The 14,033-nt window shown below is 24.4% G+C and carries 18 protein-coding genes; 5 read left to right on the top strand and 13 right to left on the bottom strand.

Translation table 4 applies throughout. The features are described from left to right. Positions 1 to 42: 42 nt before the first annotated feature. Entirely contained in the window at positions 43 to 210 is a 168-nt protein-coding gene (locus I5Q57_RS03890; RefSeq protein ID WP_215826898.1) for a hypothetical protein, read from the top strand. 85 nt (positions 211 to 295) lie between these two features. On the opposite strand, the gene I5Q57_RS03885 is transcribed toward I5Q57_RS03890, so the two are convergent. The 3 genes from I5Q57_RS03885 to metK are packed head-to-tail and all read right to left on the bottom strand — an operon-like array spanning position 296 to position 2,361. Then, positions 296 to 514, bottom strand: a complete 219-nt coding sequence (locus I5Q57_RS03885; RefSeq protein WP_215826897.1) for a hypothetical protein — start codon at positions 512 to 514, stop codon at positions 296 to 298. A gap of 33 nt (positions 515 to 547) precedes the next feature. Continuing rightward, positions 548 to 1,252 carry an IS1/IS1595 family N-terminal zinc-binding domain-containing protein gene (locus I5Q57_RS03880; protein WP_215826896.1) on the bottom strand — a complete coding sequence of 235 codons (705 nt, stop codon included), beginning with the start codon at positions 1,250 to 1,252 and terminating at the stop codon, positions 548 to 550. Beyond that, positions 1,201 to 2,361 carry a methionine adenosyltransferase gene (gene metK / locus I5Q57_RS03875; RefSeq protein WP_369806558.1) on the bottom strand — a complete coding sequence of 387 codons (1,161 nt, stop codon included), beginning with the start codon at positions 2,359 to 2,361 and terminating at the stop codon, positions 1,201 to 1,203. Before metK ends, I5Q57_RS03880 begins: the two co-directional genes overlap by 52 nt. Positions 2,362 to 2,952: 591 nt before the next feature. On the opposite strand from metK, the gene I5Q57_RS03870 reads away from it, so the two are divergent. Then, complete coding sequence (locus I5Q57_RS03870; RefSeq protein ID WP_215826894.1) at positions 2,953 to 3,090, top strand: hypothetical protein; 138 nt, start codon at positions 2,953 to 2,955, stop codon at positions 3,088 to 3,090. Positions 3,091 to 3,553: 463 nt separating this feature from the next. On the opposite strand, the gene I5Q57_RS03865 is transcribed toward I5Q57_RS03870, so the two are convergent. The 3 genes from I5Q57_RS03865 to I5Q57_RS03855 form a co-directional block, all read right to left on the bottom strand. Beyond that, the gene (locus I5Q57_RS03865) at positions 3,554 to 3,796 is read right to left on the bottom strand and encodes a hypothetical protein (RefSeq protein ID WP_215826893.1); all 243 of its coding nucleotides are present in this window, start codon (positions 3,794 to 3,796) and stop codon (positions 3,554 to 3,556) included. Positions 3,797 to 4,356: 560 nt separating this feature from the next. After that, entirely contained in the window at positions 4,357 to 4,578 is a 222-nt protein-coding gene (locus I5Q57_RS03860; RefSeq protein ID WP_215826892.1) for a hypothetical protein, read from the bottom strand. 2 nt (positions 4,579 to 4,580) lie between these two features. Beyond that, the gene (locus I5Q57_RS03855; RefSeq protein ID WP_215826891.1) at positions 4,581 to 4,907 is read right to left on the bottom strand and encodes a hypothetical protein; all 327 of its coding nucleotides are present in this window, start codon (positions 4,905 to 4,907) and stop codon (positions 4,581 to 4,583) included. A 500-nt stretch (positions 4,908 to 5,407) separates the two neighbouring features. On the opposite strand from I5Q57_RS03855, the gene I5Q57_RS03850 reads away from it, so the two are divergent. Then, entirely contained in the window at positions 5,408 to 6,175 is a 768-nt protein-coding gene (locus I5Q57_RS03850; protein WP_215826890.1) for a hypothetical protein, read from the top strand. Between the two features lie 347 nt (positions 6,176 to 6,522). Then, positions 6,523 to 7,827 (top strand): hemolysin family protein, encoded by a 1,305-nt coding sequence (locus I5Q57_RS03845; RefSeq protein ID WP_215826889.1) that lies wholly within the window; start codon positions 6,523 to 6,525, stop codon positions 7,825 to 7,827. Positions 7,828 to 8,079: 252 nt separating this feature from the next. Here I5Q57_RS03845 and I5Q57_RS03840 read toward each other — a convergent pair whose 3' ends face one another. The 3 genes from I5Q57_RS03840 to I5Q57_RS03830 all read right to left on the bottom strand — a co-directional run bounded on the left by I5Q57_RS03840 (position 8,080) and on the right by I5Q57_RS03830 (position 9,451). Beyond that, positions 8,080 to 8,262, bottom strand: coding sequence for a hypothetical protein (locus I5Q57_RS03840; RefSeq protein WP_215826888.1), 183 nt, complete (start codon positions 8,260 to 8,262; stop codon positions 8,080 to 8,082). Positions 8,263 to 8,352: 90 nt separating this feature from the next. Next, positions 8,353 to 8,496 (bottom strand): hypothetical protein, encoded by a 144-nt coding sequence (locus I5Q57_RS03835; protein WP_215826887.1) that lies wholly within the window; start codon positions 8,494 to 8,496, stop codon positions 8,353 to 8,355. Further along, positions 8,480 to 9,451 carry an Mbov_0401 family ICE element transposase-like protein gene (locus I5Q57_RS03830; RefSeq protein WP_215826886.1) on the bottom strand — a complete coding sequence of 324 codons (972 nt, stop codon included), beginning with the start codon at positions 9,449 to 9,451 and terminating at the stop codon, positions 8,480 to 8,482. Before I5Q57_RS03830 ends, I5Q57_RS03835 begins: the two co-directional genes overlap by 17 nt. A gap of 242 nt (positions 9,452 to 9,693) precedes the next feature. On the opposite strand from I5Q57_RS03830, the gene I5Q57_RS03825 reads away from it, so the two are divergent. After that, positions 9,694 to 11,322, top strand: a complete 1,629-nt coding sequence (locus I5Q57_RS03825; RefSeq protein WP_215826885.1) for an outer membrane protein assembly factor BamB — start codon at positions 9,694 to 9,696, stop codon at positions 11,320 to 11,322. Between the two features lie 393 nt (positions 11,323 to 11,715). Here I5Q57_RS03825 and I5Q57_RS03820 read toward each other — a convergent pair whose 3' ends face one another. From I5Q57_RS03820 to I5Q57_RS03805, 4 genes are all read right to left on the bottom strand, one after another. After that, entirely contained in the window at positions 11,716 to 12,075 is a 360-nt protein-coding gene (locus tag I5Q57_RS03820; RefSeq protein ID WP_215826884.1) for a hypothetical protein, read from the bottom strand. Positions 12,076 to 12,122: 47 nt separating this feature from the next. Next, complete coding sequence (locus tag I5Q57_RS03815; RefSeq protein WP_215826883.1) at positions 12,123 to 12,314, bottom strand: hypothetical protein; 192 nt, start codon at positions 12,312 to 12,314, stop codon at positions 12,123 to 12,125. An 86-nt stretch (positions 12,315 to 12,400) separates the two neighbouring features. Beyond that, positions 12,401 to 13,807 (bottom strand): hypothetical protein, encoded by a 1,407-nt coding sequence (locus I5Q57_RS03810; protein WP_215826882.1) that lies wholly within the window; start codon positions 13,805 to 13,807, stop codon positions 12,401 to 12,403. A 6-nt stretch (positions 13,808 to 13,813) separates the two neighbouring features. Beyond that, the gene (locus I5Q57_RS03805; RefSeq protein ID WP_215826881.1) at positions 13,814 to 14,011 is read right to left on the bottom strand and encodes a hypothetical protein; all 198 of its coding nucleotides are present in this window, start codon (positions 14,009 to 14,011) and stop codon (positions 13,814 to 13,816) included. Positions 14,012 to 14,033: the final 22 nt, after the last annotated feature.

Raw genomic sequence — 14,033 nt, 5'->3', positions numbered from 1 at the left:
ATGTTTTAATAAAAGAAAGAAGCTGAAAGGATTGATTATTAAATGATGAACGATAAGTTAACTAAGTTATTAATTATTTCGAGTTTATCAATAGGAACTACAAGCAATTTAGGCACTATTAATAATATTAAAAGTAAAGAAGAAAAATCTGTTGATGTTTTAAATCTTATTGCCAATAAAATAGTTGATGGGCGTATAACAAAGAGGTAGGGAAATAAGAAAAAGACGATAATATCGTCTTTTTTGTTCTTTTGTAAAACAAAATATGTTGTGGCAACCCTTTTTTGGACACTTTTTATGTAGGCTGTCATTTTCTAAATTCAACAGGCGTTAAATAATTTTGAATATTAGTAAAACCTAAACCATGATAATGAATTAAGGCTTCTTTAAGACTAGATTGTAATTTACTGATTTTATTTAAGTTACGATAACTAGCTTCAGGATTAATTGTTGTTTTAGTTACACATAAAGTAGAATTTGTTTGTTTTGCTACTAAAAAATATAATTTTTGCATATCAGAAGTAATAATTGAATTTTGGTTAATTAATTATTTGTTCATATTTTCAATAACTCATTGTTTTTGTAAACGTTTGGTGCTTGTGGATTTAACATAAATATTGTTATTATTATCAACTGCCATTTGAATACAGCATTTAGTATTAGTTGCGAATGGGTCAAGGTGAATTCTTCGTGGATCAGTTTTATGTTTGAAATTTCCTTTATGAATTTCTTTAATAAATGTTTCATTGATTTGGATTTTACCAGATAATTTTTTAAATTTTAATTGGGTATTTTCTAATTGTTTTGATTTCATTAATTTTTGACGATTATATCAAGCAGTTTTTAATGTAGTTTTAATAAAACGAGAAATTGTTTTACTATATTGCCCCAGCAATGAAATTTGAATCAATAAATTTCATTGTTCATAATTTAAATGACTTCAATAAATAAAATGATTACGAAAAGCGTCAAAACTTGCATGACAATTTTTACATAAATATTTTTGTTTTCCTTCTGAATTATGTCCATTTTTAACGCAATGGTAAGATTCACATTTAGGGCATTTAATACCTTGTGCTCTAAATTTTTGATCAATTTCATTTAAACGTTTTTGTTTTTTTATTAATTCTGCTTTTTGTTTGATCTCTTCATAAAATTCTAAAAATTGATCATCTGTTAAAGTATTTACTAGTTCTTGAATTATTTTATAATATTTTTTTTTAATTTTTCTAAACAATCCAATTTTTCTCAACTAAAATTATCATCTTTACCAAAATGACCATAAACAGTAGTTTTTTGATAAATCGGTTGCATTAACTGCAAACAATCAATCATTCCTTGCATCGAAAAATCAAAAACAGTACTAATAGCATCATTAATTATATTAAGAGCAATCTTTTCAGTATTAAATGTCTCAACATAAACAGCAATCGGCGCTTTCATGCCAATAGCATATGTCAATTGAATTTCACATTTATCAGCCCAATTTAAAGCAACAATATGTTTAGCAACTTTTCTTGCCATATAAGCAGCTGTCCGATCAACTTTAGTAGCATCTTTGCCAGAAAAGGCACCACCACCACTACGAGCATATCCACCATAAGTATCCACAATAATTTTTCTTCCTGTTAATCCCGTATCACCATAAGGCCCGCCAATAACAAATCTTCCTGTTGGATTAATCAAAAATTTAAAATCAAAATTTAACTTATAATTCTTAGCAATAACTAGCATAATTTTTTGATGAATAAATGTTTTAAATTCACTTTCATTATAATCAGGATGATGTTGAATTGACATTAAAATTGTATCAATTTTAGGTTGACGCCGATTACTATAATCAATCGTTACTTGTGATTTCATATCAGGGCGCGCATCTTTAAATTGTTGATTTTTTCTTAAAGAAGAAGCCAAATGTACTAAATCATGGGCAATTTGAATGGCTAACGGCATATAAGTTTTAGTTTCATTAGTAGCATAACCAAAAATAATTCCTTGATCGCCTGCTGCTAATTGATGATTATGTTCCACACCACGAATAATATCTTGTGACTGACTATGAATTAATACTTGAATATGACAAGTATTACCATTAATACCAATTTTTTCATCAATATAACCAATATCACAAATAACTTTTCTAGCAATCGCTTCATAATTTACAATTGCTGATGATTTAATTTCGCCACCAATAATAACCATATTAGTAGTAATAAACACTTCACAAGCTAGTCTTGTTTGTGGGTCTTGTTTTAAACAAGCATCCAAAATAGCATCAGCTATTTGATCACAAATCTTATCCGGGTGTCCCTCACTAACAGATTCACTAGTAAATAATATTTTTCTCATACTTTCCTCCATTAATTTATTTAAATAATATAAAACCTTCTTTAACTAAAAAGAAGGTTTTATATTTTAGATATAATCCTCCCCTTATTGTTGATATTTACCCCGCTAGAAGCACCTTCTTTTAAAAATAAAAGGGTTGCTACTGGTTAAAACTAGCATATCCAGTTCAAAATAAGTGAATGAAAATTTTAAATTATCCTTAAAAATGCAAATCACTTAAAATTAATGGTCGCGTTTAGTTTTGTTAGGTATTGCTTTGAAGAAGTAAAACAATCAGCTAATTATATTATTTAATTACTAAAATAACCATACCTTTCTTGCTATTGTCATTTTTATTCGTTACCATTTTATCATATTATTGAATTTTTACACAATGAAAAATTTAATGGTTGCGTTTAGTTTTCTTAGGTATTTTTAAAAAAAGAAAAAATAATCATTTACTATAAATTATTTATAAATTATTTCAATATGCAAATTAAGTATATATATCCTATGTATGATTTGTGTTGTAAAAAATTTTTAATTTTGTAGAAAACTCTTGATATTTATTAAATATACTTAATTTTAGGTATATTTTTAATATGATAGAGGTGGATAATAATTATGGAAAAAATAATTCAAGAACTAGTAAATACTTTAACAGATAGATGATCAATTTTTAGAATTTTATGAAAAAGTCAAACAACAAGCAGAATTAATAAAAAAACAAAAACGTTTAAATGAAATTGATCAAAAATTTAGAGCACAAGGTATTAAATGCCCTAAATTCGAAGCTTACCACTGCGTTAAAAATGGACATAATTCAGAAGGAAAACAAAAATATTTTTTAATTTTGTAGAAAACTCTTGATAAAATAAAAAAAAATAATCATTTACTATAAATTATTTATAAATTATTTCAATATGCAAATTAAGTATATATATCCTATGTATGATTTTTGTTGTAAAAAATTATTTTAATGTTGTTTTTATAACCTTTTATTAAGATTATGTTTGTTAATATTAAATATTTTGTTTTATTACTTATTTTTAAAATAAAATAATAATTAAATTGTAATTACTTTTCTTTTAAAATTATCCAAATCTTTACCACCTAACAAAACTTTATGCGTCCAAATGAGGTGCGATTTAATTCAATAAAATGGTTATTTTTTTCTATTATTCATTTGCAAAATTTCATCTTGCGCCTCACTTTATTTTTTTTGTTAGCGAACTGCGCCAAGTAATTTTTCAAACATTTTAAAGCAAATAAATAATATTGCCAAAATAAATGGAAAAATGAATATTCAATAGTCAGCAAAGAAGTTGCCGACTTGAGGCATATTAACAGCAATAATTTCTCACATTTTAGTAAACGCTGTTATAATCGCATTTCATAATTTAGTCATCGCGTCACTAGCTGTTATCTTTGTTACTGCTGGTGCTTCTGTTAAGAAAGTTCCAATCATATAATCACCCCCTTTCTTTTTAAAACATTCACCATTTATATTCAAAGTTTTTCTTAAATTTGTTAAAACCACGATTAATCTTAACGCGGTTATATTTTTTTCTAATTAATTTTGAATTTCTTTGGGAATGCATCACAATGTAACTTCTTGACATTAATTTTGCCTCTATCTAAATACTGATATGGTTTTTCAAAGTAGTATTAAAATAAATCACACCATAAACGCTGTTAAGAATCAAAAAGCAATGTTTGCTATTAAAAGTCAAAGTGGTGCTTAGGTTAATTTAATTTATTTACCACCAGTAATGTGAGCCGGAATAGTTGTAATTTGAATAAATAAATCTCAGAAAGTTTGTTTAATTTGTTCTCAATTAAATTCTTTTAAGTTTATTGTCATTTTTTATCTCCCAAAAATCATTTTTATTGGTAAATACATAATTGAAATTAGTGTGAAAAGAAAAGTAATGATAATAATTAATCCGGCAATAAACGCAACTTGTGCAGGCATTTTTTCTATCGGAACAAACAGTTCTAAGAATCCCATGATAATTTTTCAAAACATTATTTTTTATCTGCGTTATTGTTTTTTCAATTAGGAGCTTTAACTCATTCTTCAAAGCGAGCAATAAATACTTTTTCGTCTTTTGTAAAATTACCAGAATTATTTTTAATGGCATTTTTATATTTAATTCGCATTTTTATTTTGGCATAAATTTTATAAGCAAAATATGCCGATAACATTATGCTGATAATAATAAATATTAGTCCAATTGTGATATTCATTTTTAAGCTCCTTTAAAATAGTTATAATTTATATCTTTTTTGTTGTTTTCTTTTTCGGTAAGGAAGAAGCCTAATAATTCTTGCCCCTTAATTAATTTGGTTTCATTTTCTTTTTGATTAATTGAGATTACTTGATAGTCACTATCTTTAATTATTCCAATGCAAATTGAATTCTCATATTTTCCTTTATAAACAAATCGCTTTGCAAACCAAATGCCGATTTGTTCATTAAATCACCGAATTTTTGGGGCTTTAATAAACATTGCGTTTTGTGTTTCTTTTAAGAGATATTTTTTAGTATTTAAGAAAATGTTTTCAATGTTTTTCATAGTAAATTACCTTTCTTATAAATAAACTAAGTTATATTAACTAAGTTAGTTAACTTAGTTTTTTAAACACTTATATATCGCAGATTTAATTGTTTAACAAGCTTTGTTAGTAAATTTTGTTTTTTAATTAGATAAAAATTTTAATAATTTTAAACTTAGCATATCCCCTATAATAGAAATTTCTACACTTTAACATCCGCGCCCTACCCTTGGAACTAATTTAATAGCGTGTATATTTTTAGGGAATCCACCAATTAATTTTTTTATTGCAAAACGAAACAAATTGCTATAGCTAATAGGGTGTTATCTATTAACTGGTAAATTTCTTTTGGTTATGGCGGCCACCCACAATTTATCGTGTTTTAATACATACCAACATTATTAATTCACTTGTATTCAATTTTCAAAGAACAAATTTTTAACACCTTATAAAATAAAAAGACAATCATTGCTGACCGCCTTAATACTTATTCAAACATTCACCCACCTAACAAAACTTTATGCGTCCAGGAAAACAAAAATATTTATGTAAAAATTGCCGTGCAAGTTTTGACGCTTTTCGTAATCATTTTATTTATTGAAGTCATTTAAATTATGAACAATGAAATTTATTGATTCAAATTTCATTGCTGGGGCAATCTAGTAAAACAATTTCTCGTTTTATTAAAACTACATTAAAAACTGCTTGATATAATCGTCAAAAATTAATGAAATCAAAACAATTAGAAAATACCCAATTAAAATTTAAAAAATTATCTGGTAAAATCCAAATCGATGAAACATTTATTAAAGAAATTCATAAAGGAAATTTCAAAAATAAAACTGATCCACGAAGAATTCACCTTGACCCATTCGCAACTAATACTAAATGCTGTATTCAAGCAGCAGTTGATAATAATAAAAATATTTATGTTAAATCCACAAACACCAAACGTTTACAAAAACAATGAGTTATTGAAAATATGAACAAAGAATTAATTAATCAAAATTCAATTATTACTTCTGATATGCAAAAATTATATTTTTTAGTAGCAAAACAAACAAATTCTACTTTATGTGTAACTAAAACAACAATTAATTCTGAAGCTAGTTATCGTAACTTAGATAAAATCAGTAAATTACAATCTAGTTTTAAAGAAACCTTAATTCATTATCGTGGTTTAGGTTTTACTAATATTCAAAATTGTTTAAATCTCTGAAAATGAAAATACCAACATAAGGGTTTAACTCCAAACCAACAAACGGCGGTATTATATTTTAATGTATAAAAAATTAAAGTAAAAATAGTAATTTTACATAAAAGCCTTTTAAAATTATCAAGTTGATGATTTTTTTTATTTTATCAATAGTTTTCGACAAAATTAAAAATTTTTCATTGTGTAAAAATTCAATAATATGATAAAATGTTAATGAATAAAAATGACAATAACAAGAAAAGCAGGGTTAGTTTAGTAATTAAATAATATAATTGGCTGATTGTTTTATTTCTTCAAAGCAATACCTAAGAAAACTAAACGCGACCATTAAAAATAATTAGTTAATATCAATGGATTTTTTATGTTATAATTATGTTCCATATTTAAAGAAACTATCTTTTAGGAGGAGTTAATAACTAGTGGAAATTGATGATTGGCTCATTTTTAATATGAGTTGACAAATTACATTATCTTGGTTAGCACCAACAATATTTATTTTATTATTTTTAAGTGCTTTTTTTTCAGCAATGGAAACAGCATTAACTTCAATTAATATTATTAGGATTAAAAATTTAGCAAAAACTAATAAAAGGCAGGCAAAAAAAGCTAAAAGAGTATATCTTTTAGTTAAAGATTATAGTATTACGATTACAACGCTGTTAATCGCTAATAATTTAGTTAACATTGCTTTAGCGACATTTGTTACTTTCTTTTTTGATAATCAATTGGGTTTACCAACATATTGATCATTAATAATATCAACAATGTTCTCTTTAGTGATTGTATTGTTATTTGGCGAAATTATTCCTAAAAATATTGCACGATGAATTCCTGAAAGGTTATCTATTAGTTGTTCATGAGTGATTGTTGTGGTGCGGTTAATTTTTTACCCATTAGCTTATATGTTTTCAAAAATTAAATTAAAATCAGAGCATCCTTCAACAACAGAAAGAGAGTTATTAGAACTTGTAAAAACTATTGAAAATGAAGGAGTTTTGGAAAAACAAGAGCGTCATTTAATTACTTCAGCAATTATGTTTGATGAAAAAACTGTTAAAACGGCAATGCAACCAAGAGATAAAGTAATAACAATTAATTACAGTAGTTCTATTAGTGATATTAAGACTTTATATCGGCAAAAGAGGTTTATTAGAGTGCCTGTAATAAATTCTAATACTAAAGTTGTTAAGGGAATTCTTAATGTTAAAGATATTATTATTAATACCCTTGATGATGAATCATTAATGATACCAGCGCTTTTGCAAAAACCGTTGTTTTTGTCTAAAAATACCAAATTAAGTGTTGCCTTAGAAAAAATGCAAAAGAGTAAGATGCATTTAGCAATTGTAACAAGTAGTAAAACTAAAAAAGATTTTATTGGTATTATTACAATGGAGGATTTAATTGAAGAATTAGTTGGCAAAATTTATGATGAGCATGATGCAACAGGAAAAATTTATGAAATTGGGCATCATAAATTTCAAGTAGTAGGAACAATTAAGTTAAAAAAGTTATTTCAAACTTTAAATGAATCAGTACCTGTAACGAATGCTAAGTCATTAAATGAATGATATCGTGAAATTAGTGGTGAAGCAAAAATTACTAAGAAAAGTCCAGAATTTCAATATAATAACTATATTTTCCGAATTATTAAAGTAAGAAATTATTATGCTTCTTTTGAAATTGAAGTATTAACAAATAATAAAACTGAAAATTGAGAATAGTTAATTGGTTGTCTGTTATTATTAAGTAATAGGCGATTTTCTTGGGGGGGGCGTTTAGTTTTATTAGGTATTGCTTTGAAGAAACAACACAATCAGCTAATTATATTATTTAATTACAAAACTAACCCCGCCTTTCTTGTTATTGTTATTTTTATTCATTACCACCCTATCATATTATTGAATTTTTACACAATAAAAATTATTAATTATTATTAAATTTTAACTAAAAATATATTAATTTTATATTTTTACTTACTTAAATCTATTATATTTATTTGTTACAATATTACCTTTATAATTAATTCAACTATCATCATTTTTATTATTATATTTATTTCATAATGAATTTTTATATATTTCTTTTATGATTTCTATTTCTGAATTAATATTCTCATTAATGTAATGTAATACATTTAATTTGTTTAAATTTGCCATTCTTAAATGTAATAGGTTATTTAAATTCTTATGATTATATATTTTCGCCCCAGGTCCTAATTGTTTTTTTATTAAATGTGATACGTTACTTTAAACGCTACAACCAATATTTCATTCTAAATTTTGGTTATGAATACCATGCTTATTGTTTTTGAAATAATTACTCGCCTTTCTTAAATTTGTTTTAATATCTTTATTTAACTCATTTTTAGCAACATTACGGATGTTTTTCACTAATTCTTGATGATTTTCCATCCTTATATAATTTAATTCAACTATTTAGTGTTACTTTGCGATTTTCAAAAACAACATTAAATGCAGTTTGTTTAAATTTTTTAATAGCGTGATAACCATCTAAAATATATCTAACATTACCAAAACTATTGGCAATTTCTCTAATTCAAGTATCACTATCACCACAAACAATTATTTTGTAACAATTAATATTAACATAATGTTTTTGCAATTCTTTAATTAATAAATCGCGATAATCCATCGTATTTATTCGTTTACCAACTTTTAACATTAGAAAATGACCTCGTTTGTTTTCTAATTCTCTACGAGCATTTTTGTAATTTTTTTCTTTATGTCCGGTATGAAAAGTAACTAAACGAATTCTTTGGTCTTGTTTAACTTTATGATCTAATGTTTCATCTAGTTGAATATATAAATCCTTATTTTTGACATCAATTCTAGTTTTAGTTTCTTTTCCTGCTAGTTGAAAATATTCAGCAATATCATATTTATTTAAAATGCTCGAAATACTAGCTTTTGAAATATAACAATGATTTAGAGAATCTAAAACATCACGATACTGTTTACCATCACCTAAAAGACTTAAAACTTTAAATTTAATATCAAAATAAATGCGTTGTTTGGGCAGTAAATCAATTTCTTTATCTAACAAACACACATATTCAAATTTACCTGATTTTTGATTTCAATATTTATATCGGCGTCGTTTAAAAATAACTTCACCAAAAATTGTGATAATTGTTCTTCATGCAAAATGAACTACTTTATAACCTTGTTTTGACCGATAATGATATTTATATAAGTATTCATCTAATTTTTCATATTCATTAGCTAATTGTTCGCATTTATTGATGTACATATTTTTATGGGTTGTAAATAAACTTAATCAATGCTTATTTTCTATGGTTTTTACATTATTATTAATTTTTAACATAAAAAATCACCTTTCTTGATAGTAATTTTAACAAAGTTAAATTTCGTTAGTTTATTTTTCTGTTTTAATGATAATTTTTTTTCTAAAATTAGTATTCAACAACCTTGAAAAATGATAGAAATTCTTATTTAATAAGTTATAATCAACTTGTACTAATTAGACTGTATAAATTTGAGAAAGGATGTTGACTGTTTGGTAAATTTTATTAATTAGTAAAAATTCACAAAAAGGATTTAATTAATATGAAAAAATTACTTAGTTTATTAAGTACAATAACAATATTAAGTGGTGGAATGGCCGGAATCGTTGCCAATAATCCTTATCAAAAACAAGAGCAATTAGAAAATATAAATGATAAAAGACAAAAACGAAGCAATAATGAAAATATAAATAGAGCAAAAATTGTTATTACAGCAAAAGAACAAATTGAATCTTCTGGTGTAGTATTTAATAATAAAATATATTTTGGTTCATCAGATAACAATGTTTATGAATATAATCCTGCAATAAAAAAACAAAAAATTGTTTTTAAAACAAATGGAGAAATTCTTTCTAAAGGAATTATTTTAAATAATAATTTATATTTTGGCTCATGAGATAAAAATGTTTATGAATATGATCCAGTAACAGAAAAACAAAAAACCGTTATTACAGCGAATAATATTATAAGATCCTCTGGTGTAGTATTTAATAATAAACTATATTTTGGTTCGTTAGATAACAATGTTTATGAATATGATCCGGCCACAGGACAACAAAAAACTGTTATTAAAACAAATGGAGAAGTTATATCTTCTGGTGTGGTTTTAAACAACAAATTATATGTTGGCTCATGAGATAAAAATGTTTATGAATATAGTCAGTATAATTTAAATTCAAATTTGGAACAAATTAATGATAATTCTGATAATGCAATTTTAAATGAATTAAATTATTTAAATCCTGATTTAGATATATCACAACTAGAAATTATTAACAAAATAAACAATTTGGCTATAGTAAAGATAAAAGATAATTTAAATAATAATATAAAAATACATTATTCAATTGATAATCAACAAAATAAAATTATTAATTTAAATGAATTAATTAAAAAAGCAATTTTCTTTAAATATAAAGATGCTAACAAAAATTCTAATTTAAAATTTAAGGAAATAAATTATATTGATACTAATAATTTAAATTTTTCAGATATTGAAATAACAAAAAAAGAAAATTCATTTTCATGATCTAATGCTCCTAAAAATGTATGTCCCGATAGAGAAATTACCAATAAAACTCCAAATACAAGATCATTTAATGTACCTGCTTGTGAATATAATTCAAAATCAAAATTAGCATTTAAAATTATAACAGGATTAACTAAAACAAAACAAGAAAATAAATTAAATGGTTGAAACATAAATTCTGATGATGAAATGAAATTAACAGATTTTACAAATATAAATAATAAAAATTCTGAAATCATTAATGAATTATCAAATAATTTTGATTTATCAAACACAAATAAACAAGAACAAGAAATGATTTTAAGTATTTTTAAGGAACCCGCTGATAAATTTGAACTTAATCCCAATGAAAAATTAAAAATTACTTATCCAGCAAGAATAATTACATCTAAAGTTATTTTAAATTTAAAACAAAAAATTACAGGAAATATTACTGCCAAAATAATTGATGATAACAATAAAGAACAAATAGTTACATTATCAATTATAGAAGCAATGCAAATTTTACAAAAATATAGTTTATTACCCAATGAAATTACTATAGATAAAAACAATGATAAAATAACATTTAACGGTGAAGCATTTTTTTCATCAGAAAGAGAAGGGCCAGTAAGAACAAATACAGTTACTACTATAGTATAAGGTTTTATAAAAACGATATTAGCTATTTAGAACAATAACTTTAATTGAAACAAGCACAACAAGTTTAAATTTCTTGTAAAAATAAAAAAATATTCACACCAGTAATTTAATTAAATTACTGGTTTTTTTAATTTTGTAGAAAAAATGAAAAAGTTGTTTAGTTGTTTTAAGGGTATTTTCATCGTAAAAAGCCACTTTTCTAGTGTAGAAAATTTTAACAGTTTTTAAATTTAATTATTAAGGATTTTCAATTTCAATTTCAAAGTTACTTGTATTTCTTAATGTATAATCTATTGTCTCAAGTTTCTAACTTTGTACTTTGTACTTTGATTGTTATTTTTTTATTAATTATTCAAAGCTCATGTGGCTTTATATTAGGGCCGTTAGGGTCAGTTATTTTTTGCCCATATGTAGTAATGTTATTAATTTTGTAATTTTATCTTGTTTATCTTGTTTATTGTAAAATTCTTTTGTAAATAGGAAAATAAGTTTGTTTAAATTTTTTAATTCTGGTAATTTTTTATTTAGATTGATATTGTCTTTTTGATACATGTTAATCTCTCCGACTCTATTTTTATCTATTAAAAGATGAAAATATACTTTTTCTAAGTTTTCGATTTCAAAATTATAAATTTTATCTTTTTTATTGTTATCTTCATTTTTTTGTTCTACTGGTTCATTTGCTTTTTTAGAACAGCTAACTATTGGTAATATTGTTAATGTGAAAAGAGCTATTGTATTTAAAATTTTCATTATTTTAACTCCTTTATTTTTTCAATATATATATATATATATATATATTATACAAAAATTCGTAAAATCATTAGAAAAATGGCAAAACCGATTAAAAATTGAAAGGTATAGTAAAAGACCGGCACTGTTTTAAAAACTGGAAAAATAGCAGTTAAAAAGTTAACTGTTACTTTTGCAATGATTGTTAACGGTCGTAAAATCGTAATGATTTGTGAAGCCGTTAGCATTCAGTTAAGCATTTTGATGCCGACATTTTGAATAGCACAACCAATATCGTTAAATGTAGGTATTCATCGCCCTGAATATTTGCAATTTGCTGGTGGAATTAAGTCGTCTCATTCACTGTTGTTTGAGCCATCAGGAATAAAGGTGGCGGAATCCAGGACATTAAAGTCATAAATTTTAAAATTGTAATTAGCGATATTTTTTTATGGTACAAAGGAAAAGTTAAGGTAAAAATATTAATACCATAACGAATGTCGATGTCGGTGTTAAAATAATTAATACTATTAGCAGTCTTGTTAGTTGGTAAAGTAATGAGTTTGTTATCATAAGATTTAAGGACATTAAATTCAATTTGATAGATACTGTTATTATTTTTAATAGCATTAAAATTCTCCTGGTGCGTTTTTTTATCAAAAGTAAAAAAATAACTTATTAGTAATAATTCTGAATTACCAGTAACATTGATTAAGTATTTTTTGGGATAAAAAGTAATTAACGAGCAATAAAAGAAACCGATTTGAATAAAGTAATCTTTGTTGTAATTATCTACTCCCTTAAAATAAATTTTGGTATAATTTTTTTCGTCCATATCAAAAGTCGCATAAAATAAACTAGCAAAGAAATTGCCAAGAATTTCATAGATTTCATCAAAAACATTTTTGTAATCGTTATTGTTAATACTAGAAATGTTGTTTTTAAAATAAAAGTAAATGTCATTTCGTAAATCGGGGTCATATCTCAAAAAACTAAACTTAACATTAAGATAATTTAAGGTTCCAAAAAGGTACTTAATTAGGTAATAGTCGTTAGCATTTGCAGTATCATATTTTCAGATTTCCTTTTCATCGTGTAATAATTGTAAATAATTATTACCTGCAATTAAAGTTTTATTAAAAGCTTTAATTTTTAAAACATTTTCATTTATTTTATCTTCACTAGTAGAACTTTTGTGATAAAAATAGCTTTCGCTTTTAAAACCATGATTTTTAATCGTAAATTCTTTGTAATAACCTTTTTCTAGGGTGTCAACAAAATTAAATATTGGTGTTCAATAGAGATAAGAGTAATTAAATTTATCAAAATCACCACGATGAATCATTAAATAGTCAAGATTATCAATAACACCGTTATATTTATGATTACCGTCAAAGCTAATAGTTGCTGTTTGTAATTCAATGTCGGTACTATCTTTTACAAATTCAATTTCAAAATTACTTGTATTTCTTAATGTATAATCTATTGTATTATCGCTATTGTCTCAAGTTTCTAACTTTGTACTTTGTACTTTGATTGTTATTTTTTTATTAATTATTCAAAGCTCATGTGGCTTTATATTAGGGCCGTTAGGGTCAGTTATTTTTTGCCCATATGTAGTTATTAATTTTGTAATTTTATCTTGTTTATCTTGATTATTGTAAAATTCTTTTGTAAATAGGAAAATAAGTTTGTTTAAATTTTTTAATTCTGGTAATTTTTTATTTAGATTGATATTGTCTTTTTGATACATGTTAATCTATCCGACTCTATTTTTATCTCTTAAAAGATGAAAATATACTTTTTTTAAGTTTTCGATTTCAAAATTATAAATTTTATCACTTTGTCTTTTAGTTCTAATTAATTGTATTGTTGTTTTATCATTATTAATGTTTGGGGGAATAGTAAAAATGTTATTGAAACTAATAGTTAGCACGGTAAATATTTTCATAAACATTTTTATCACTCCTTTTTAAAAT

Origin of the sequence: Spiroplasma endosymbiont of 'Nebria riversi' (genome assembly GCF_018831625.1) — a bacterium.
Lineage (GTDB): Bacteria > Bacillota_I > Bacilli_A > Mycoplasmatales > Nriv7 > Nriv7.
This window is presented reverse-complemented; position numbering and strand designations above follow the sequence as displayed.